This window comes from Flavobacterium sp. 123 (assembly GCF_003634825.1).
Lineage (GTDB): Bacteria > Bacteroidota > Bacteroidia > Flavobacteriales > Flavobacteriaceae > Flavobacterium.
This window is the reverse complement of sequence record NZ_RBXD01000001.1, coordinates 2,893,121-2,912,882: the sequence shown is the minus strand read 5'-3', so window position 1 is coordinate 2,912,882 and position 19,762 is coordinate 2,893,121. Positions and strand designations below refer to the sequence as shown.

Annotated in this window: 21 protein-coding genes and 1 other RNA gene; 13 read left to right on the top strand and 9 right to left on the bottom strand. The window is 30.9% G+C overall.

Going from position 1 to position 19,762, the window contains the following annotated elements; genetic code table 11:
* Positions 1-41 precede the first annotated feature (41 nt).
* The 3 genes from C8C88_RS12835 (at position 42) to C8C88_RS12825 (ending at position 3,592) form a co-directional block, all read left to right on the top strand.
* The gene (locus tag C8C88_RS12835) at positions 42-527 is read left to right on the top strand and encodes a histidine phosphatase family protein (protein WP_121338499.1); all 486 of its coding nucleotides are present in this window, start codon (positions 42-44) and stop codon (positions 525-527) included.
* 5 nt (positions 528-532) lie between these two features.
* Positions 533-2,632, top strand: coding sequence for a polyphosphate kinase 1 (ppk1, locus tag C8C88_RS12830; protein ID WP_121338498.1), 2,100 nt, complete (start codon positions 533-535; stop codon positions 2,630-2,632).
* A 69-nt stretch (positions 2,633-2,701) separates the two neighbouring features.
* Complete coding sequence (locus C8C88_RS12825; protein ID WP_121338497.1) at positions 2,702-3,592, top strand: Ppx/GppA phosphatase family protein; 891 nt, start codon at positions 2,702-2,704, stop codon at positions 3,590-3,592.
* A gap of 76 nt (positions 3,593-3,668) precedes the next feature.
* Here C8C88_RS12825 and C8C88_RS12820 read toward each other — a convergent pair whose 3' ends face one another.
* The 3 genes from C8C88_RS12820 to C8C88_RS12810 all read right to left on the bottom strand — a co-directional run bounded on the left by C8C88_RS12820 (position 3,669) and on the right by C8C88_RS12810 (position 5,893).
* Positions 3,669-4,052, bottom strand: coding sequence for a DNA polymerase III (locus C8C88_RS12820; RefSeq protein WP_233549340.1), 384 nt, complete (start codon positions 4,050-4,052; stop codon positions 3,669-3,671).
* 260 nt (positions 4,053-4,312) lie between these two features.
* Positions 4,313-5,398, bottom strand: a complete 1,086-nt coding sequence (gene dnaX, locus C8C88_RS12815; protein ID WP_121338495.1) for a DNA polymerase III subunit gamma/tau — start codon at positions 5,396-5,398, stop codon at positions 4,313-4,315.
* A 183-nt stretch (positions 5,399-5,581) separates the two neighbouring features.
* The gene (locus C8C88_RS12810) at positions 5,582-5,893 is read right to left on the bottom strand and encodes a hypothetical protein (RefSeq protein WP_121338494.1); all 312 of its coding nucleotides are present in this window, start codon (positions 5,891-5,893) and stop codon (positions 5,582-5,584) included.
* A gap of 110 nt (positions 5,894-6,003) precedes the next feature.
* On the opposite strand from C8C88_RS12810, the gene rnpB reads away from it, so the two are divergent.
* Positions 6,004-6,330, top strand: an RNA gene (gene rnpB, locus C8C88_RS12805) — RNase P RNA component class A.
* 89 nt (positions 6,331-6,419) lie between these two features.
* On the opposite strand, the gene C8C88_RS12800 is transcribed toward rnpB, so the two are convergent.
* Complete coding sequence (locus C8C88_RS12800) at positions 6,420-7,016, bottom strand: RsmD family RNA methyltransferase (RefSeq protein WP_121338493.1); 597 nt, start codon at positions 7,014-7,016, stop codon at positions 6,420-6,422.
* A complete protein-coding gene (locus C8C88_RS12795; protein ID WP_121338492.1) occupies positions 7,013-7,825 on the bottom strand; it encodes a DUF3822 family protein in 813 nt (270 codons plus the stop codon). The genes C8C88_RS12800 and C8C88_RS12795 overlap by 4 nt, the downstream gene beginning before the upstream one ends.
* Positions 7,826-7,974: 149 nt before the next feature.
* On the opposite strand from C8C88_RS12795, the gene C8C88_RS12790 reads away from it, so the two are divergent.
* From C8C88_RS12790 to kdsB, 4 genes are all read left to right on the top strand, one after another.
* A complete protein-coding gene (locus C8C88_RS12790) occupies positions 7,975-9,396 on the top strand; it encodes an ATP-dependent RecD-like DNA helicase (RefSeq protein ID WP_121338491.1) in 1,422 nt (473 codons plus the stop codon).
* 12 nt (positions 9,397-9,408) lie between these two features.
* Positions 9,409-9,810 carry a VOC family protein gene (locus C8C88_RS12785; RefSeq protein WP_121338490.1) on the top strand — a complete coding sequence of 134 codons (402 nt, stop codon included), beginning with the start codon at positions 9,409-9,411 and terminating at the stop codon, positions 9,808-9,810.
* A gap of 16 nt (positions 9,811-9,826) precedes the next feature.
* A complete protein-coding gene (gene ygiD / locus C8C88_RS12780; RefSeq protein WP_121338489.1) occupies positions 9,827-10,657 on the top strand; it encodes a 4,5-DOPA dioxygenase extradiol in 831 nt (276 codons plus the stop codon).
* A 90-nt stretch (positions 10,658-10,747) separates the two neighbouring features.
* Positions 10,748-11,473 (top strand): 3-deoxy-manno-octulosonate cytidylyltransferase, encoded by a 726-nt coding sequence (kdsB, locus tag C8C88_RS12775; protein ID WP_121338488.1) that lies wholly within the window; start codon positions 10,748-10,750, stop codon positions 11,471-11,473.
* On the opposite strand, the gene C8C88_RS12770 is transcribed toward kdsB, so the two are convergent.
* Together C8C88_RS12770 and C8C88_RS12765 are read right to left on the bottom strand one after the other, a co-directional pair.
* Positions 11,468-12,184, bottom strand: coding sequence for a potassium channel family protein (locus C8C88_RS12770; protein ID WP_121338487.1), 717 nt, complete (start codon positions 12,182-12,184; stop codon positions 11,468-11,470). The genes kdsB and C8C88_RS12770 overlap by 6 nt on opposite strands.
* Before the next feature lie 120 nt (positions 12,185-12,304).
* Positions 12,305-12,970, bottom strand: a complete 666-nt coding sequence (locus C8C88_RS12765; protein WP_121338486.1) for a spermidine synthase — start codon at positions 12,968-12,970, stop codon at positions 12,305-12,307.
* Positions 12,971-13,030: 60 nt separating this feature from the next.
* Here C8C88_RS12765 and C8C88_RS12760 point away from each other — a divergent pair, with 60 nt between their 5' ends.
* On the top strand, positions 13,031-13,582 hold the full coding sequence (locus C8C88_RS12760) for a 1-acyl-sn-glycerol-3-phosphate acyltransferase (RefSeq protein ID WP_121338485.1): 552 nt from the start codon (positions 13,031-13,033) through the stop codon (positions 13,580-13,582).
* An 18-nt stretch (positions 13,583-13,600) separates the two neighbouring features.
* Here C8C88_RS12760 and C8C88_RS12755 read toward each other — a convergent pair whose 3' ends face one another.
* Positions 13,601-14,059, bottom strand: a complete 459-nt coding sequence (locus tag C8C88_RS12755) for a helix-turn-helix transcriptional regulator (RefSeq protein ID WP_121338484.1) — start codon at positions 14,057-14,059, stop codon at positions 13,601-13,603.
* A 312-nt stretch (positions 14,060-14,371) separates the two neighbouring features.
* On the opposite strand from C8C88_RS12755, the gene C8C88_RS12750 reads away from it, so the two are divergent.
* The 4 genes from C8C88_RS12750 (at position 14,372) to C8C88_RS12735 (ending at position 19,284) form a co-directional block, all read left to right on the top strand.
* Positions 14,372-15,526 (top strand): M14 metallopeptidase family protein, encoded by a 1,155-nt coding sequence (locus C8C88_RS12750; RefSeq protein WP_121338483.1) that lies wholly within the window; start codon positions 14,372-14,374, stop codon positions 15,524-15,526.
* Between the two features lie 77 nt (positions 15,527-15,603).
* On the top strand, positions 15,604-16,083 hold the full coding sequence (locus tag C8C88_RS12745; protein WP_072943262.1) for an Lrp/AsnC family transcriptional regulator: 480 nt from the start codon (positions 15,604-15,606) through the stop codon (positions 16,081-16,083).
* Positions 16,084-16,171: 88 nt separating this feature from the next.
* A complete protein-coding gene (locus C8C88_RS12740; RefSeq protein WP_121338482.1) occupies positions 16,172-18,757 on the top strand; it encodes a phosphoenolpyruvate carboxylase in 2,586 nt (861 codons plus the stop codon).
* Between the two features lie 11 nt (positions 18,758-18,768).
* Positions 18,769-19,284, top strand: a complete 516-nt coding sequence (locus C8C88_RS12735) for a DinB family protein (protein ID WP_121338481.1) — start codon at positions 18,769-18,771, stop codon at positions 19,282-19,284.
* 1 nt (position 19,285) lies between these two features.
* Here C8C88_RS12735 and C8C88_RS12730 read toward each other — a convergent pair whose 3' ends face one another.
* Entirely contained in the window at positions 19,286-19,762 is a 477-nt protein-coding gene (locus C8C88_RS12730) for a DNA-deoxyinosine glycosylase (protein ID WP_121338675.1), read from the bottom strand.

The window sequence follows — 19,762 nt, the reverse complement described above, 5'->3', positions numbered from 1 at the left end:
TGTTGTGGTTATTCAGTGTTTCAAATTAAAACTATTGGGGTATGAAAAATTTAATATTAATTAGACATGCAAAATCTAGTTGGGAAGCTCCTTTGAAAGATTTTGATAGGCCTTTGATGAAAAACGGAATTCAAGATGCTCATTTGGTTTCTTCAAATATTTCCAATTTTATTCCTAAAACATATTTGATATGGAGTAGTGCTGCTGCGAGAGCAGCTGAAACAGCTTTAATTTTTGCCCAAAATATATCTTATCCCGTTGAAAGCATTGTCTACAAAAAAGAACTCTATACTTTTGATGAAAACCAATTGGAGAAAGTTATCAAATCATGTAGTAATCTTTTCGAAAGTGTTATTCTTTTTGGACATAATGAGGCTATTACAAATTTTGTTAATAAATTTGGAGATGTTTTTATTGATAATGTTCCTACATCCGGATTTGTATCCATACAATTTCAAGCCGATAGTTGGGATGCTATCCATAAAGGCAAAACCCAAAAAGTAATATTTCCAAAGGATTTAAAATAAGAATAGTGTTAGAACAAAAATATATTGATAGAGAAAAAAGTTGGTTGTCTTTTAATGATAGAGTACTTCAAGAAGCTGCAGATGAGTCGGTACCACTTTTAGACAGGTTGCGTTTTTTAGGAATTTTTTCGAATAATTTAGATGAGTTTTTTAGAGTTCGCTTTGCAGCCATTAGAAGATTAAGTTTGACAGGAATATCTGGAGAAAAATATCTAGGTGGTATTTCAGCCCAACAATTACTGAATGATATTACAGATATTGTTATTGATCAACAAACAGAAAGTTTGCAAATATTGAATGATATTGAGGCTAAACTTGAAACTGAAAATATTTTTACCATAGATGAAACGAATGTTTCTCCAGAACAAGAAGAATTTATAAAAGACTTTTTTGTTCAAAAGGTAAGCCCTGAATTAGTAACTATTATTCTTAATGATTTGGCACAATTTCCAGTATTGAAAGATACTATAGGATATTTGGCAGTGAAATTAGTTATGAATAATAAGAATAAAGAACAATCTGCTAATTCACCAAAGCAAAAATCAGAAGTTCGCTATGCAGTAATTGAAATCCCAAAAACAATTAATCGATTCGTAGTGCTACCATCAAATAATGAGAAACAATATGTTATCATGTTAGATGATGTGATTCGTTTTAATTTAAATAAGATTTTTGACATTTTTGACTACGAAAGTGTTTCTGCTCATATGATCAAAATCACCAGAGATGCACAACTAGACATTGATAGTGATTTGAGTAAAAGTATGCTCGAAAAAATTGCAACTAGTGTAAAAGACCGAAGAATTGGAGAACCAGTACGTTTCATTTATGATCAATCTATTGGAAAGGATACTTTGAAATATTTTCTTTCAAATATGAAAATTGACTCGACTGATAGTATAATTCCAGGTGGTAGATACCATAATAGAAGGGATTATATGGACTTTCCGAATTTGGGACGTTTTGATTTGCTTTATAAAAGTAATCCACCGCTACAAATCCCAGGTTTGAGTTTGGATGAAAATATCATGAAAAAAATCGCTTTAAAGGATTATATGATTCATGCGCCATACCAATCGTATGCTTATGTTATTAAGTTTTTACGAGAGGCAGCATTAGATCCAAAAGTGACTTCAATAAAGATTACATTATATAGATTAGCTAAAAATTCGCAGATTATCAGTTCATTAATAAACGCTGCAAAAAACGGAAAAAAAGTAACGGTTCAAATTGAATTACAAGCTCGTTTTGATGAAGCAAGTAATATTTCTTATGCGGAGCAAATGCAAACAGAAGGAATTGAACTTATTTTTGGAATAAAAGGACTGAAAGTACATAGTAAAATTTGTGTGATTGAACGAATTGAAGATAAAAAAGTAAAACGCTACGGAATTATTTCGTCAGGAAATTTCAATGAAACAACTGCAAAATTTTATACGGATGTAACACTTTTTACGTGTCACCAAAAAATTTTAAAAGACATTTCTAAAATTTTTGAATTTTTCGAAATCAACTATAGAGTTCATCGTTACAAACATCTTATAGTTTCTCCTCATTATACGCGAACTCGTTTCTATAAAATGATAGAAAGAGAAACGGCGCATGCATTGGTAGGAAAAACGACGTATATGAAGTTAAAGATGAATAGTTTGTCTGACTTTGATATGATTGATAAACTATATGAAGCAAGTAGAGCGGGAGTGAAAATCCAACTTGAAGTAAGAGGAATATGTTCTTTAATTCCCGGAATTCCTGGAATGAGCGAAAATATTGAAGCTATAAGTATTGTAGATAATTATTTAGAACATTCTAGAATTTATATTTTTGGTAATGCAGGGCAACCCGAAATTTATATTTCATCAGCAGATATTATGACTAGAAATATTGATGGAAGAGTAGAAGTTTCTTGTCCAATTTATGACGAAGATATTAAACAAGAATTAATAGATATTTTTGATATAGGTTGGAAAGGAAATGTAAAAGCTAGATATCATTCTTATAAGCTAGATAATAAATATAGAGAAAGTGGAGATAATCCTGTTTTTAGAGCGCAATTAGAGACCTATAAGTATCATCAAAACAAACTAGCATTAGAGGATATATAATTGTTTGTTATTCTATAAAACTAAAGTTCCTAATTTAAAGAATTAACAAACCAACGAATCATCATTTAAATGATAAAAATAAAAAAATATGCTGCAATTGATATCGGGTCTAACGCCATGCGTTTGCTGATCGCGAATATCGTTGAGCAAGATGGAAAAGAAACTCAATTTAGCAAAAGTTCCTTAGTTCGTGTCCCAATTCGTTTAGGACAAGATGCTTTTACAGTGGGTGAAATTTCTCAGGAAAACATTGAAAGAATGTGTGATGCTATGAAAGCTTTTAATCTTTTGATGAAAGTTCACAAAGTAGAGCGATACATGGCTTTTGCAACTTCGGCAATGCGGGAAGCTTATAATGGCAAAGAGGTTGTTTCGATTATTAAGAAAAAAGCAGATATAAAAATTGAAATTATCGATGGTAAAAAAGAAGCTGCGATAATTGCTTCAACGGATTTACACCATTTGTTGAAAACAGAAAAAACATATCTTTTTGTAGATGTTGGTGGTGGTAGTACTGAATTTACTTTGTTTTCTAATGGTAAAATGATTAATTCTAGATCTTTCAAAGCAGGTACTGTTCGATTGCTTAATGATATGGTGTGCGATGTTGTTTGGGATGAAATCGAGAAATGGATCAAAACAAATACTAAAGATTATGATGAAGTAACACTTATTGGTTCTGGAGGGAATATTAATAAATTATTCAAAATGTCTGGAAAACAACAAGAAAAACCATTGTCTTATATTTATATTAATTCACAATATTCATTTTTAAATTCATTAACATACGAACAAAGAATTTCGGAATTAGGATTAAATTCTGACCGTGCCGACGTAATCATCCCAGCTACCCGAATTTATTTGAACGCAATGAAATGGAGTGGAGCTAGAAATATTTATGTGCCAAAAATAGGTTTAGCCGATGGTATTGTAAAAGCGATGTATTACGGAAAAATCTAAAAGATAGATTTTAAATTTATTTAAAGAATTGAAATTAGAGAATTAGAGGGAAGATAATTGATTTTTTTAATACTATTTATGCATTCAAATCCAATCCAAAAGTAGTTCTTAACAACTCAATGTTTGGATTTATTTGGTGCAACCTATTGTATCGGTCCTGATCGTTAAAGGTTCTTTTGCTCTCGAAACTTTCGTTGACAATTACTTCAATTGTAATATCGTGATTGTGCAAATGTCCTTTTAGATGGCCTAAAAGCCCATTTATTTCTTTTTCAAAATCAAGTTTTGAGCCTTCATTTGGCAATTCAATACTGATAGCAGTTCCGTTCAAAACGGGATCATTGATAAGCAATAAGGATTCCATAATCCGATATCCTTTATCCCCTAAACGCTGCGCATATTTATTCCATTGCAATAACATTTCTGTCTCAGTAAAAGATTCTGTTGGTAAATGAACCACTTCCTTAACAAATGATTTATTGTTTTCTTCTAATGCTTTTTTTGCACGAATACTTGATAACGATAAAGCCGAAACTTTAGGTTCATTTGATAGTGGAATATCAATTTTTATGGCTTGAGGAGCTATTGTTTGAGGAACAACTATACTTTCAGGTTCTTTTTCCTTAACCGTTTCTGTTGGCTGAACAACATTAATCGATTCTACAGCTTTAGTTTGTACTGTTATCGAATAATCATTTTTTCTGAAATAAGTAGGTGGAATTATAAATTGATCAACTTTTTTTTTTCTCCATCAAAAGAGATAGAGGCTAACTGCATTAAGCAAAGTTCAACAAGTAAACGCTGGTTTTGACTGACTTTGTATTTCAAATCACAATCATTAGCAATTTCGATTCCCTTTAATAAAAAGTCTTGACTGCATTTTTGGGCTTGAACCCCATACATTTGTTGTGCTTGTTCTCCAACTTCTAACAAAGATAAAGTTGAAGGCGTTTTTGAAACCAATAAATCTCTAAAATGAGAGGCTAATCCCGAAACAAAATGATGTGCATCAAATCCTTTAGAAAGAATGTCATTAAAAACCATTAACAACTCAGGAATTTTATTTTCAAGAACTAAATCAGTTACCTTAATATAGGTTTCATAATCCAGAACATTTAGGTTTTCTGTAACTGCCTGACGAGTAAGATTTGTTCCGCAATAGGAAACAACTCTATCAAAAATAGATAAAGCATCACGCATAGCACCATCCGCTTTTTGAGCGATAATATGCAAAGCATCGTCTTCAAAATTTACGCCTTGGCTTGTAGCTACATCAGCAAGATGTTCTTTAGCATCTTTAACCGTTATTCTTTTGAAATCAAATATTTGACAACGAGACAGTATCGTTGGAATAATTTTATGTTTTTCGGTCGTAGCCAATATAAAAATAGCATGCTTTGGTGGCTCTTCTAAGGTTTTTAGAAAAGCATTAAATGCCGCCGAAGATAACATATGTACCTCGTCAATTATATATACTTTGTATTGCCCAGTTTGTGGCGGAATTCGAACTTGATCAATTAAATTTCGAATATCATCAACTGAATTGTTTGAAGCAGCGTCTAATTCGAAAACATTAAAAGCAAAATCTTCATTGGGATCATCGTAGCCGGGTTGGTTAATTTTTCGAGCTAGAATTCGGGCACAAGTTGTTTTTCCTACACCACGAGGTCCAGTAAATAATAATGCAGAGGCTAAGTGATTGTTTTCTATGGCGTTTAGTAAAGTATTTGTAATCGCTTTTTGCCCTACAACATCTTTAAATGTTTGAGGACGATATTTACGAGCCGATACAATAAATTGTTCCATAAAAATTTTATTCGAAAGCAAATATAGGTTTTAATTTAAAGATGTAAAAATTTAAATATTGAAGATTTTGTAATTTATTCTAAAGGAAATTTCCAGATAATTTTATTCATAAATATTTTTGTAATTAAGAAGAGATAAAAGTTCTTAATTATAATAAATTTAGAATATATCTCATAATAAGAATTAAATTATGCATTGATTGTCTCCGCCTTCAATGCATAATTTTGCTAATATAGAAGCCGCTTCATTATCTGAATTTGCTGAAAATCCAGCGACAAAAACGCCTTTTTCTCCTGATATTGAATTTATTCCATACACTACTGATTCTTCATCAGGATCTGTATCTCCATCATAACGATATACATGAAGCACTTCAAATTCATGAGGATTTGCTACAATATCTTCTGAATGAATATTAAAATCATAGGTAAAACCTTTTTTCTTCAAATCATCTAATGCTTCTAAGACGGTGGTGTAATGGTAGGCTGGTTTCATGATTAATTGTTTTTACTAAAGGTAACTATTTTATTTTCAATTCATTGTGAAAGACTTGTTAAAGTAATTACGCTAATCTTGACAACCACTGATTAAAGTTGTAGTTTTGCCCCGCAGACCGCCTTATCGTCGTTCGCTTTTTGCGAAGGGAGGAAAGTCCGGACACCATAGAGAAGCATAGCGGGTAACTCCCGTCGGATTGCGCAATCAATTGCAATCAATTCAGGACAAGTGCAACAGAAAGTATGTACAGGTAATGCTGTAGTGAAACCAGGTAAACTCTATGCGGTGAAATATCAAGTATATCAGCATTTAAGGGCTTCTCGTCCGTTGTTGAAGGGTAGATAGCTTGAACTTATGAGTAATTGTAAGTCTAGATAAATGATAAGGCTCCGATTTATCGGGGACAGAATCCGGCTTATAGGTCTGCATTTTTTATTAAACCGAAAATTCGCAAATTTAAATCTATTTTAAAATTTGCGAATTTTTGGTTATTTTTTTTAATCTAGCTAGATTTATTTAGGTACTATTCTTCTTCGGAGTCCAAAAGCGAGTCTTCCTCATCCATTTCTTCATCTGTGGATTTCCCAATTTCGAAGAAACTAAAAAAGGAGCCACCATAACTTTTTTGAAATGAGAAATTACTCAAATGGTCCATTTTGGTATATTTAGAATGTTCGATAATCATCATTCCATCTTCTTGCAGTAGGTTTTTTTCAAAAACGGTAGTGACTACTTTTTCAAATGTCTTTTGGTCTAAGCCATAAGGAGGATCTGCAAAAATAATATCGTAGGTAGTGTTGTTTCTTTCTAAAAAAGAAAATACATCACTTTTTGTGGCAGCAATATTAAAATCATATTCACTAGCAATTTGCTTGATGAATTTTACACAACCAAAATCAGCATCTACAGAAGTAATAGGAGTACAACCACGAGAGGCAAATTCAAAACTAATATTTCCAGTTCCTGCGAATAAATCTAATATTTTTAAGCCATCAAAATTGAAATGATTATTCAAAACATTAAATAGTGCTTCTTTAGACATATCAGTTGTAGGTCGAACGGGAAGTCCTTTTGGAGGAAAAATGCGTCTTCCTTTGTATTTTCCTGAAATAATTCTCATGAGTTGAAAAGTATAAAATGATTTCTGTTTTCGGCCTCAGAAAAATAATTGTTTCCTCGAAAATCCTCTACATCAATAAGAGAGACATCGCGAATGTATTTATATGCTATTTTGAAATAATCACTTTCGGCATCAATTTTTCCAATTAATTCCAAACTAAAATTTTCAGGATTCATACTTAATTGCTCCGCAGTAAATAAAATATAGTACAAGAAATCTTCGGGAGTATTATAATCAAATGAATTGAAAAGTAATAATTTTTGATTTTGAACTACAATTATTTCAAAATGACCAGAATTAATATGAACAAACATTTTTTTGTCATCCTTATTTTTTGAAGCAATTAATAATTTAGAAACTAAAATACTATTCGCATGTTTGTAATCAAAAGTACCAAACTGATCAATGAAGAAATTATTGATATTTACATAAGGAATATAAACAGTGTTCATTTCGTAATTCTGAATTTCATCAAAAGCAAAGAAATCTGTTTCAAAAACCTTGGTGTTATATTGTAAATAACTACCAAGAAAGTTTTCGTCAAAAAGTGTCGTTGGGACAAAAGTTGATAGATTATTATTGTGAATCACCAGAATTTCATCGTAAGAATCTTTTAATTCTGGAAAATCTCTGAAAGCATCAGCAAATAAATCTTCTATTTTTGTTGATTTGTGAAACGTGTCAAAATGGACTTCGTTAAAAGAGCTAACCGTATTGTTCAGCGTATCAAAACAACAAAAAGATAGACCTGTCAAGGAAACTTGAATAGACAGTTTTTTGTATTTTTTCTCGGCTATATTGGTACTCATATTGTTTTTTTTCTACATCGCAAACTTACAAATTTAAAAATTAATAACAGTTGCAATGGCAAAAATCAATAGCAGTAATTGAAAATTGAAATTGCTATTGTCATTGAAATTGAAAAAACATTCTTTACTTTGCAGTCAAATAACACGAAATGAATTCCTCCCTGTTTTATAGTCTTTTACAAAAAAAGTTTCCTTTTCAGCCAACCTATAAACAGGATATTTTTTTTCAAAAAATTGCAATTTTTTTGACAGAAAAAGAAAACAACACCATTTTTGTGCTGAAAGGATATGCTGGAACTGGAAAAACAACCGTTATTTCGACGATTGTAAATAATCTAATCGATATTAATAAAAAATATGTTTTGCTTGCGCCAACTGGACGTGCAGCGAAGGTAATTGCTAATTATTCGAATAAACCAGCTTTTACAATTCATAAAAAAATATATTTTCCAAAGAAATCCTCTGGAGGAGGAGTTTCGTTTACATTGCAACAAAACAAGCATAAAAACACCATTTTTATAGTAGATGAAGCCTCGATGATTTCGGATACAAATTCGGATTCTAAATTATATGAAAATGGCTCTTTGCTAGATGATTTGATTTCATACGTGTATTCAGGAACGAATTGTAAAATGATTTTACTTGGAGATACAGCACAATTGCCACCCGTAAATTTAGATATCAGCCCTGCATTAGACATACAAACACTGTGTGTAAATTATGATAAAGAAGTGGAGCATATAGAACTTGACGAAGTTATGCGGCAGGAGGAAAGCTCTGGGATTTTGCACAATGCTACAGAACTTAGAGAGTTATTAAAAGATTCTTTTATCACAGAATTCCAATTTGATGTAAAAAAATTTAAGGATATCGTTCGCTTGGTTGATGGCTATGATATTCAAGATGCAATAAACTCAGCATATAGTAATTATAGTATTGAAGATACGGCTTTTATTGTGCGTTCCAATAAAAGGGCAAACCAATACAATGAGCAAATCCGAACGAAAATATTGGATAAAGAAAGTGAATTATCTACTGGCGATTTTTTGATGGTAGTCAAGAACAATTATTTTTGGTTGAAAGATTCCGACGAAGCTGGTTTTATTGCCAATGGTGATATTATCGAAATATTAGAAATTTTCAGCATTCAAGAATTATACAGTTTTAAATTTGCGAAAGTAAAAATCCGAATGATTGATTACCCCAATCAAATTCCGTTTGAAACGGTTTTGTTATTAGATACTATAAAAAGTGAATCTCCATCATTAACCTATGAAGAATCCAACCGATTGTATCAGGAAGTTCTGAAGGATTATGAAGGAGAAACCAAATTCAAGCAATTTCAGAAAGTAAAAAACAACGACTATTTCAATGGCTTGCAGGTTAAATTTTCATATGCAATAACCTGTCATAAGTCACAAGGTGGTCAATGGAATACGGTTTTTATAGAACAACCTTATTTGCCTGACGGTATCAACAGAGATTACATTCGGTGGTTATATACGGCTATGACACGAGCAAAAAATAAATTATATTTGATAGGTTTTAAAGACGAGAATTTCGTGGAGTAAATTTAATGAATAATGAAACAAAGAATAGCACATATTGCTTTGGTTGTTGCTGATTATGATGAAGCAATTGCATTTTATACTCAAAAATTACATTTTGATTTAATTGAAGATACTTTTCTACATGATACAAAGCGATGGGTTTTGGTTGCGCCAAAAGGTGCAATTGGGTTCAGTTTGTTATTGGCAAAAGCAGTAAATGACGAACAATTAAATAGAGTAGGAAATCAAACGGGAGGCCGCGTATTTCTATTTTTGAATACTGATAATTTTGAAAGAGATTATCAAAATTTACTGGACAATCAAGTTGAGATTATTAGAGAACCAATTTTGGAAGCGTATGGAAAAGTTGCCGTTTTTGCTGATGTTTACGGCAATCTTTGGGATTTGATAGAACGAAAGGATAATCAAGATTAAACAAAACATATTTATTATGAACACTTTAAGCGATTTACATAAAATTTCCGGAATTTTCTCTAATACCGAAAAAATGCCTGTTTTATTTTTAGGACACGGAAGTCCTATGAATGCCATTGAAGAAAATCAGTTTGTGACTGGTTTTAGAAATTTGGCTAAAACTTTACCGCAACCTAATGCCATTTTGTGTATTTCAGCACACTGGTTTACAAACGGAACAAAAGTAACCGCTATGGAAATGCCAAGAACGATTCACGATTTCGGTGGATTTCCACAAGCGCTATTTGATGTGCAATATCCTGCCAAAGGAAGTCCTGAATTAGCTTTAGAAACCAAACAATTATTACAAACTGTTGACGTTGAATTAGACGAACATTGGGGACTTGATCATGGCGCTTGGAGTGTAATTAAACATTTATATCCTGAGGCCAATGTTCCTGTAATTCAGTTGAGTATTGATTATACAAAATCAGCACAATATCATTTTGAATTAGCTCAAAAATTAAGCGATTTGCGTCATAAAGGAATCTTAATCGTGGGTAGCGGAAACATTATTCATAATTTGAGATTAGTAGATTTTCAAAATTTTGAAAAAGACGATTACGGTTATGATTGGGCAATTGAAATCAGAGAAAAGGTAAATAATTATTTATTAGATGGAAATTTTCAACCTTTGATTGATTTCGAAACTCAAAGCAGAGCGTTTCAACTAGCGATTCCAACACCAGAACATTATTTACCATTGATTTATACCTTAGGGTTAAAGGATAAAAAAGAAGAACTTAGTTTATTTAACGATAAATTATTAGGAGGTTCATTAAGCATGACTTCAGTGAAGATTATGTAGTTTTTTTAATAAATAAGTTTCAGTTGTATTTAAATTATAAATCTTAATAAAAAACATATAAATTAGCTTCAAAGCAAATTCAATATTACAATGAAAATAATAGCAGTCATTCCAGCACGTTACGCTTCTACACGATTTCCCGCTAAATTGATGCAGGATTTAGGAGGTAAAACGGTAATTTTAAAAACTTATGAAGCAGCCATTAACACCCAGTTATTTGATGATGTTTTTGTGGTGACCGATTCAGATTTAATTTATGACGAAATAGTTTCTAATGGTGGCAAAGCTATTCGAAGCATCAAAGCGCATGAATCAGGAAGTGACAGAATTGCTGAAGCTGTTGAAAATCTGGATGTGGATATTGTAATTAATGTACAAGGAGACGAACCTTTTATAGATGCAGCACCTTTGGCAAAAGTAATTGAGGTTTTTAGAAATGATACTACGAAACAAGTTGATTTAGCTTCTTTGATGCGAGAAATTACAGATGAAGCTGAAATCAATAATCCAAATAATGTAAAAGTTGTGGTGGATCAAAACGGATTTGCCTTGTACTTTTCGCGTTCGGTGATTCCCTATCCAAGGGAGAAAAATGTAGGCGTTCGCTATATGCAGCACATTGGTATTTATGCCTTCCGCAAGCAAGCGTTGTTGGATTTTTATAGTTTACCAATGAAATCATTGGAGGCATCCGAAAAACTAGAACAATTGCGTTATTTAGAATTTGGTAAACGTATCAAAATGGTCGAAACCTCGCATGTTGGTATTGGAATTGATACTCCCGAAGATTTAGAAAAAGCAAGAAAGATGCTATAACTGATTTTGGTTTTCATGATCAAAATAGCCTTTAGCTTTTATTTTGGTGGAGAAAAAATTCAAGAAAAGGACAATGAAGAACAAGAATAATAAAGCTTGTGTGCTTACTAAAAATTTACCGATAACAGTTACAGGATAAAAATCGCCGTATCCAATCGAGGAAGAGGTGACTAAGCTAAAATATATAGCGTCAAACCAATGTGCGAAAGGTTTGTTTAAATAGTGGTCACAAGAATAAAAAACGGCGTAAGCAAAGGCAATTTCTAAATAATTAAAAAACAGCAATAACATAGACCTTCTGTAAGATCGTGGTTTTGAAAATAAATCAGACGCGAAAATTAAGGTTGGGATATAAAAAATAGTTTCTAAGAAAACATAAATCAGAATACAAATTAACCAATAGTGATTTTGCCATCCATTAGTTAATATCAAAATTGGAAAAATCACCTTTAGCAAGACATAAAAATCTAAAGCTAAATCCTGATATTCAATTCCTTTTTTGCGAGCAAAATATTTGATATAAATTCCAGGAAATAATAATTGCGAAGAGGATAATATTAAACGGACAATTTTTTCTAAACCATTATCGTCTTGATGGTCGTTATTCCAGATTGATTTGATGTTTTGAATTCGTTTTTCAATCGGATTGAACTCTGGTTTTTCTGCTTTAGTGGTTTTTCCCAAAAGCAGTTTTTTTATAATTGCCTTCATTTTGTGAATTCTCTAGAGATTGACTACAAGATACAAAAATAATTGCATTTTTTGGATGAATTTGCGTGTTAATTTGATAAAATACTTTGGTAAAAAAGCTTTATTCCTACATTCAAAATCCTAGTCTAATTTTTCGATAACAATCAATTCATTGTGGACTTCTATTCTTGGAATAGTTTTAATTCGGAATTGATTTTCATAAAACTCAGATACATATTTTTTGTTTCTAAGTTCTTGCTGCTCGTTTAAAATCATAGTATTAAACAGAACAAAGCCTTTGCTTTTGAGTAAATAACAGATACGGTTTATGAAAAATTTTTCAAATAGAAAATTTGGCATAAATATATCTTGAAAAATATCAATTATGATTAGATCGTAATTTTTTTTGGTTTTCAAAACAAATTCAAACGCATCTTCAATTACAAGTTCTAGATTATTGATTTCATCTAATTTAAAATAGGTATTTGCTATTTTGATTATTTCAGGATCAATCTCTACGCCAGTGATTTTTCCTTTATAATTGATGTCGTCAACTAATGTTTTGATGACACTTCCGCCCGCAACTCCTAAGACTAAGACATCTTTCATATTGACAATTTTGTCAAAACCAATGTTTTTTAATCCAATTTTCAAAATACGTTGTAAACTTCCATAAGAGTAATTAGTATTCTCAGAATCTAAAACCAATTCACCATTAGCCCATGTAATCTCAATTGATTTACTTAAAGAAGATTTGGCTTGATAAATTTTTATAGGAATAAGAAAACTAAATATTTTTTTAAACATTGTGCACTTTTTCCCAAAAATAAGATATTAATTATTTAATTTGTAAGAAATAGTAAAAGAATGAAGAAACAAATTTATCAGTGGATTTTTTTCAGAATCATGGGCTGGAAAATTATAGGTTCAATAGATCCTAATGTAAAGAAATGTGTTATGATGGTGATGCCACATACTAGCGCACATGACTTTTATTTAGGAATTTTTACTAGAGGAATTACACAGCTACAAATGAATTGGGTAGGTAAGAAAGAGTTGTTTCGTTTTCCTTTTGGGTTTTATTTCAGGTATATGGGAGGAGAGCCTCTTGATCGAACGGGAGGATTGAATAAAGTTGATTCGATTGCTTCAATTTTTGAAAGAAAAGAAATTTTTCGTTTAGCAGTAGCTCCAGAAGGAACTCGGAAATATGTAAATGAATTAAAAACTGGGTTTTATTACATTGCTTTAAAAGCTAATGTGCCCATAATTCCAGTTGCTTTTGATTTTGGAAATAAAGAAGTAAATCTTGGAGCGCCATTAATGCCAACAGGCGACATAGAATCAGATTTGAGTATTTTAAAACAGCATTACATAGGCGTCGAAGGAAAAATCCCTGACAAAGGATATAAAGTATAACGGAGACTTATTTCATCTTTAATTAGGGTTGAAAACTTTGAAAGTGCCATTCTTATAAAAGAATACAATTTTTTCCACTTCGCTTGAATAAGGACTTTTTGGAGTACTAATACTTTTTGTTTCCTTTGAATCGATATTTGGCAAATTCGTTATTTCAGAAAATAAATTTTCTGGAATCATTTCCACTATTGATGGAGTAGGTATTTTAGCTTTTAATAACTCTTCATTATCATTTGTTGGATTATCCTCATTTTTCGGAAAACTACCTTTACCATTCAAAATCCAATACAAATCCACATCGGGGAAAACAGCTAAAATTTTGAGTATAAAATCCAAACTAGGTTTGTTTCTTCCGGACAATAAATGAGATAAACTGGAGCGTTGTACGCCAATTTTATCAGCAAATGAGGAGGCGCTTAGATTGTAATAATCAAGCATAATTTCCAGTCTTTTTATAAAATCTTCTATGTTTACCATTGTAAATTAACTTTAAAATTAATTAGTTTACAAATGTAAATAAAATAAAGCAAACACACAAAATTACAAGTGTAAATTCATATACAGCGCAATTATTTATTAATTTAAAAGTTTATGTAAATTATTATAAATAACTGATAAATAAATATTTAAAATATAAAAATAAAATAAGTGACATTTGTTAATTAGGAATTTCAGCGGTCAAGGAATGTACCGCTATAAAGTGTTTACAAGAGTATAAAATTTAATGAAAAATAAGATTACAATTGTAAATATAAAGATGTTTACTTTTGTGAATCAATTTTAATAGATATGAATTTAGAAGAATTATTTAATAGATATAAGGAGCAATCCATTCAAGGTCGTTATATTACTTTGGAAGCAATTGAACCTTTGTTGGAAAAATTTAACACTGATAATCAAGTTCAAGTTATTGGAAAATCAGTGCTTGAAAAACAAATTTACAAATACGAAATTGGTCAAGGTAAAATAAGAATTTTTATGTGGTCGCAAATGCATGGAAATGAAAGTACAACTACAAAAGGACTTTTTGATTTTTTGAATGTCTTGAATAGCGGTTCTGGTTTTGCACTTCAATTGCTGAATACATTTACTTTTTGCTGTATTCCAATGCTGAATCCTGATGGAGCAGAATTGTATACACGAGAAAATGCAAATAAGATTGACTTAAATAGAGACTCGCAAAACTTAACACAACCAGAAAGTAGGTTGTTGAGAGAAACATTTGAAGCGTTTAAACCTGATTATTGTTATAATTTACATGATCAGCGTACTATTTTTGGCGTAGGTGATACTGGAAAACCTGCGACATTATCTTTTTTAGCTCCTGCTTACAATGAGGAAAGAGAAGTTAATGAGTCCAGAATGAAAGCAATTAATTTGATTGCTGGAATGAATGAAGTTTTGCAAAAATACATTCCAAATCAAGTTGGGCGTTTTGATGATTCCTTTAATATTAATTGTATAGGGGATACGTTTCAGAATTTAGGTGTTCCTACAGTTTTATTTGAAGCTGGACATTTTCAAGATGATTATGAAAGAGAAGAAACGCGAAAATATGTTTTTGTAGCATTAGTTTCAGGATTTGAGTTACTTAGCGAAAACGATATAGTTGGCAATGGAATTGGTAAATATTTGAATATTTCACAAAATAAAGTCGTTTTTTATGATTTAATGTATAAAAATGTCAAAATAAATTATGATGGTAATGAAATAATCACCAATTTTGCAGCACAATACAAAGAAGAATTGGTTGATGGTAAAATTTGTTTTAATGCTTACATTATACAAATTGGAGATTTAGAAAATCATTTCGGTCATCTTGTTTACGATGCTAAAGAAGAGTTGTACAAAGATGATTTTGATAATCTTCCGAAAGTAAATCAAAAAGCTAATTTTTATTTAGGTAATACTAAGGAATTTGTTAATGGATTGATAAAAAGTTAGTTTAATTATCGATTTCTTATTTTTTATGTATATTTTTATACTTTGTTATAATAATTAATAATATTAATTGAAGAATTATGAGTAAGTTTCGTTTAGATGAAGTAGATCACCAGATTTTAGATATGTTGATTGACAACACAAGAGTTCCTTTTACGGATATTGCAAAAAAATTATTAATTTCTGCAGGAACCGTTCACGTTAGGGTGAAAAAAATGGAAGATGCTGGAATTATAATGGGCTCTTCATTAGTGCTTGATTATGATAAACTAGGATATTCTTTTATCGCTTACGTTGGGGTTTTCTTGAATAATACTTCACAAACTAAATTTGTTTTAGAGCGAATTAACGAAATTCCATTCGTAACTGTTGCTTCTGTAACTACAGGAAAATTCAATATTTTTTGTAAAATTAGAGCAAAAGATACAAAACATGCGAAAGATGTAATTTTCATGATTGATGATATTGACGGTGTTTATAGAACTGAAACTATGATTTCTCTTGAAGAAAGTATAAATGATAAAAAGCGTTTGATGCATACTATTTTTAAAAATATGTAATTAACCTTGAATGCTTATATGAAATATAACCTCAAGTTGATTCTTGGGGTTTTTTTATGACAAACTAACTTAACTAACTATAAATAATATGTATACGCTTCCTAAACTTGAACGTTTCAACCAAGACGTTCTTTCTAAATATCATATTTACAACAGTGTGTTTATCACGTTGCCTTTTGATTCTATAGATAATACTGGAGTTTTACTTCCTTTGTTTACAGATGTTTGTGAAACTGGTTTTAAGAAACAGGAAACTCCTGGAGAAATTGTTGATTTCTTTACTCAGAAATATTTACATACAGATATTGAGTCAGATAAGATAGATTTAATGTTTCGTTTTATTCAATATATAGAACGCCAAATTGTACTTTTTGATGCTATTGAAGATGCAGCTTTTCCAGCGGTTAACAATATGGAAGGTAGAGGGTCGCTTCGAGATATTAAAGAAAAAGCAGATGCCAAAAATAATCAAGAAGAGTTAATTGATTTTTTAGAAAATTTCAATGTTAGAACTGTTTTGACTGCTCATCCTACTCAGTTTTACCCAGGTTCAGTTTTGGGAATTATAAATGATTTGACAGATGCTATCCGTAAAAATAATTTGCTTGATATTAAGCAATTATTGGCTCAATTAGGAAAAACGCCTTTTATACAAAACGAAAAACCAAATCCATTTGATGAAGCGGTAAGTCTGATTTGGTATCTTGAAAATGTTTTTTATGAAACTGCAGGTGAAATGGTACATTATCTTGAAAAGAACTTATTTCATGGTAATTCAATTCAAAATCAATTAATCAAACTAGGTTTCTGGCCAGGAGGAGATCGTGATGGAAATCCATTTGTTACCACTGAAATTACATTAAAAGTTGCAGAACGTTTAAGAACATCAATCTTGAAATGTTATTACTTTGAAATGAGAAGTTTGAAACGTAAGTTGACATTTCCAGGTGTAGATGTTTTGGTTTCTGAGTTGGAACAAAAATTATATCGTTCTGTGTTTTATTCAAAAGGTGAAATTTATATCACTTTAGAAGAGTTTAAATCGCAGTTAAATAAAATAAAATCTATTGTAGTTGATCAACATCAGTCTCTGTATTTTGATGAAATTGAGGCTTTGCTTATAAAAGTTAACTTGTTTGGTTTTCACTTCGCTACTTTAGATATTCGTCAAAACAGTAAAATACATGATGCGGTATTTAATGATGTTGTTTCTTATTATTTAAATTCTGGTTCAACAATTTTCCCTAAGAATTATTTTGAACTGACAGAATCAGAGAAGTTTGAAGTATTGACAACAATTAAAGGGGATTTAGATCCGAACGTTTTTGACAATGAAATGACGCGATCTACAATTGAATCCGTTCAAGCGGTTAAATCTATTCAAGAAAAGAATGGTGAATCTGGTGCTAATCGTTATATTATTAGTAATAATGAAAGTGCTCTAAATGTAATGGAGACTTTTGCTCTTTTTAAATTGAGTAATTGGGAAACGCCTTCAGTGGATATTATTCCGCTTTTTGAATCTGTTGATGATTTACAGAATGCTCACGAAATAATGGAGAAATTGTATACAAATCCAGCGTATGCGAGTCATTTAGTTGATAGAAATATGAAGCAAACCATAATGCTTGGTTTTTCAGATGGAACTAAAGATGGTGGATATTTGATGGCTAACTGGAGTATTTACAAAGCAAAAGAAGAATTGACTGAAATTTCCAGAAAATATGGTGTTAAAGCAATTTTCTTTGATGGTAGAGGTGGGCCTCCTGCTCGTGGTGGAGGAAAAACACATAAATTCTACGCTTCATTAGGGCCAAATATTGAAAACAATGAAATTCAAGTTACCGTTCAAGGGCAAACAATTAGTTCGAACTTTGGTACTTTAGATTCTTGTCGTTATAATTTAGAAAACTTGTTAAGTGCAGGAGCTACAAATCAAGTTTTTAATAAAGCCCAAAATAAATTAAGTGCTGATGATAAAAATATTTTAGATCAATTAGCAGAATTAGGATATAACAAGTATTTGAATTTTAAAAATCATCCGAAATTTATTCCTTATTTAGAGCAAATGAGTACTTTGAAATATTATGCTAAAACTAATATTGGAAGTCGCCCATCTAAAAGAAGTAAATCTGAAACGCTTGATTTTGCTGATTTAAGAGCTATTCCATTTGTAGGATCTTGGAGTCAATTGAAACAAAATGTACCTGGATTTTTTGGAGTTGGTTCTGCTTTGAAACATTTCGAAGACACAAATCAATGGGATAGAGTTCAAGGGTTGTATGATCATTCTTTGTTCTTTAAAACTTTGTTGGAAAATAGTATGATGTCTTTGGCAAAATCATTTTTTCCATTAACAGCTTACATGAGTAAGGATCCTGAATTTGGTGCTTTTTGGCAAATTATTTATGATGAATTTTTAGAAACAAAAAGATTGTTGTTGAAAATAGCAGGTCATAAAGAGTTGATGGAAAACTATCCTGACGGTAAAGCTTCAATTCAAATTAGAGAGCGTATAGTATTGCCTTTGTTGACAATACAACAATATGCATTAACTAAAATTAATGAATTAAACAAAGAAGAAAATCCAGATGAGGAGTTAATTAAAGTATATGAGAAAATAGTTACTCGTTCTCTTTTTGGTAATACAAATGCAAGTAGAAATTCAGCTTAATTTATAAAAAAATGAAAACGGATCAATTGCCTGTAAATGAATATTCAACTTTTAATGCTACCTACATTAATGCAGCTGGTAATGTTGAGCTGATCGAGGAATTAGAAATTTGTCTTCACGATTTTATTCGGTTTGTACAAAATATTCCGATGGATAAGTTTGATTATCGGTATGCGGAAGGGAAATGGACGATTAAGGATATTATTCAGCATATAATTGATACAGAAAGGATTTTTGCTTATCGAGCTTTGAGGATTTCAAGAAATGATAAAACCCCTTTGCCTGGCTTTGAAGAAAACCATTATGTAGATAATACAAATGCTAATAGTCGTGGTATTCAAGATTTATTAACGGAATTATCCGCGGTTAGGCATTCAAATTTGTTTCTTTTTAAAAGCTTTTCTGAAGATCAATTAAAAAGAATTGGAATTGCCTCTGACAATGAGATTTCTGTTCGGGCTATTGGTTTTATAATTATTGGTCATCAAAAACACCACCAAAAAGTTTTTCAAGAAAGATATTTATAGATTATTGAAAACAAGTGGACCAAATTTTCAACTTATTTTCAAAAGACATAGTATTAGCTGGGCTGCTAGAAGGCATAACACAATAAGTGATTCCTTCTAGCGGCCCATATTTTTTTAGAAAGTATTTGTGACTTTCTTTGCCATTAAAAATCAGCATCTTTATGGAAGGGTATTTTTCAAACAATATTTCAAAATCATTTTCTTTATGATTTTTGATATGAATATCTAAACTGCCTTTTCTTTCACAATTTTCTAAAACATCCCAAAGTCCAATTTTATTTGCCAAAATCAATTGTTTTTTTTCTTCGAAAACTTCTGAAACTGGTAAAGTGCTATATAGAGAATATATTATTTTCCAGAAATGATTTTTTGGATTTCCATAATACTCTTGTTTTGAAAGCGATGCTACGCCTGGCATTGTTCCTAAAATTAAGATTTCAGTGTCTGAATTTACAATTGGTAAAAAAGAACGTATCAT

What these genes read in the sequence shown, in the direction of transcription:
- dnaX (WP_121338495.1), bottom strand. Translation starts at nt 5,398, where the DNA reads ATGGAACAATTTATTGTATCGGCTCGTAAATATCGTCCTCAAACATTT.
- C8C88_RS12745 (WP_072943262.1), top strand. Translation starts at nt 15,604, where the DNA reads ATGAGTAAGTTTCGTTTAGATGAAGTAGATCACCAGATTTTAGATATG.
- C8C88_RS12810 (WP_121338494.1), bottom strand. Translation starts at nt 5,893, where the DNA reads ATGAAACCAGCCTACCATTACACCACCGTCTTAGAAGCATTAGATGAT.
- C8C88_RS12755 (WP_121338484.1), bottom strand. Translation starts at nt 14,059, where the DNA reads ATGGTAAACATAGAAGATTTTATAAAAAGACTGGAAATTATGCTTGAT.
- C8C88_RS12795 (WP_121338492.1), bottom strand. Translation starts at nt 7,825, where the DNA reads ATGAGTACCAATATAGCCGAGAAAAAATACAAAAAACTGTCTATTCAA.
- C8C88_RS12835 (WP_121338499.1), top strand. Translation starts at nt 42, where the DNA reads ATGAAAAATTTAATATTAATTAGACATGCAAAATCTAGTTGGGAAGCT.
- C8C88_RS12790 (WP_121338491.1), top strand. Translation starts at nt 7,975, where the DNA reads ATGAATTCCTCCCTGTTTTATAGTCTTTTACAAAAAAAGTTTCCTTTT.
- C8C88_RS12800 (WP_121338493.1), bottom strand. Translation starts at nt 7,016, where the DNA reads ATGAGAATTATTTCAGGAAAATACAAAGGAAGACGCATTTTTCCTCCA.
- C8C88_RS12825 (WP_121338497.1), top strand. Translation starts at nt 2,702, where the DNA reads ATGATAAAAATAAAAAAATATGCTGCAATTGATATCGGGTCTAACGCC.
- C8C88_RS12735 (WP_121338481.1), top strand. Translation starts at nt 18,769, where the DNA reads ATGAAAACGGATCAATTGCCTGTAAATGAATATTCAACTTTTAATGCT.
- kdsB (WP_121338488.1), top strand. Translation starts at nt 10,748, where the DNA reads ATGAAAATAATAGCAGTCATTCCAGCACGTTACGCTTCTACACGATTT.
- C8C88_RS12730 (WP_121338675.1), bottom strand. Translation starts at nt 19,762, where the DNA reads ATGATACGTTCTTTTTTACCAATTGTAAATTCAGACACTGAAATCTTA.
- C8C88_RS12750 (WP_121338483.1), top strand. Translation starts at nt 14,372, where the DNA reads ATGAATTTAGAAGAATTATTTAATAGATATAAGGAGCAATCCATTCAA.
- C8C88_RS12740 (WP_121338482.1), top strand. Translation starts at nt 16,172, where the DNA reads ATGTATACGCTTCCTAAACTTGAACGTTTCAACCAAGACGTTCTTTCT.
- C8C88_RS12765 (WP_121338486.1), bottom strand. Translation starts at nt 12,970, where the DNA reads ATGTTTAAAAAAATATTTAGTTTTCTTATTCCTATAAAAATTTATCAA.
- C8C88_RS12770 (WP_121338487.1), bottom strand. Translation starts at nt 12,184, where the DNA reads ATGAAGGCAATTATAAAAAAACTGCTTTTGGGAAAAACCACTAAAGCA.
- ygiD (WP_121338489.1), top strand. Translation starts at nt 9,827, where the DNA reads ATGAACACTTTAAGCGATTTACATAAAATTTCCGGAATTTTCTCTAAT.
- C8C88_RS12785 (WP_121338490.1), top strand. Translation starts at nt 9,409, where the DNA reads ATGAAACAAAGAATAGCACATATTGCTTTGGTTGTTGCTGATTATGAT.
- C8C88_RS12760 (WP_121338485.1), top strand. Translation starts at nt 13,031, where the DNA reads ATGAAGAAACAAATTTATCAGTGGATTTTTTTCAGAATCATGGGCTGG.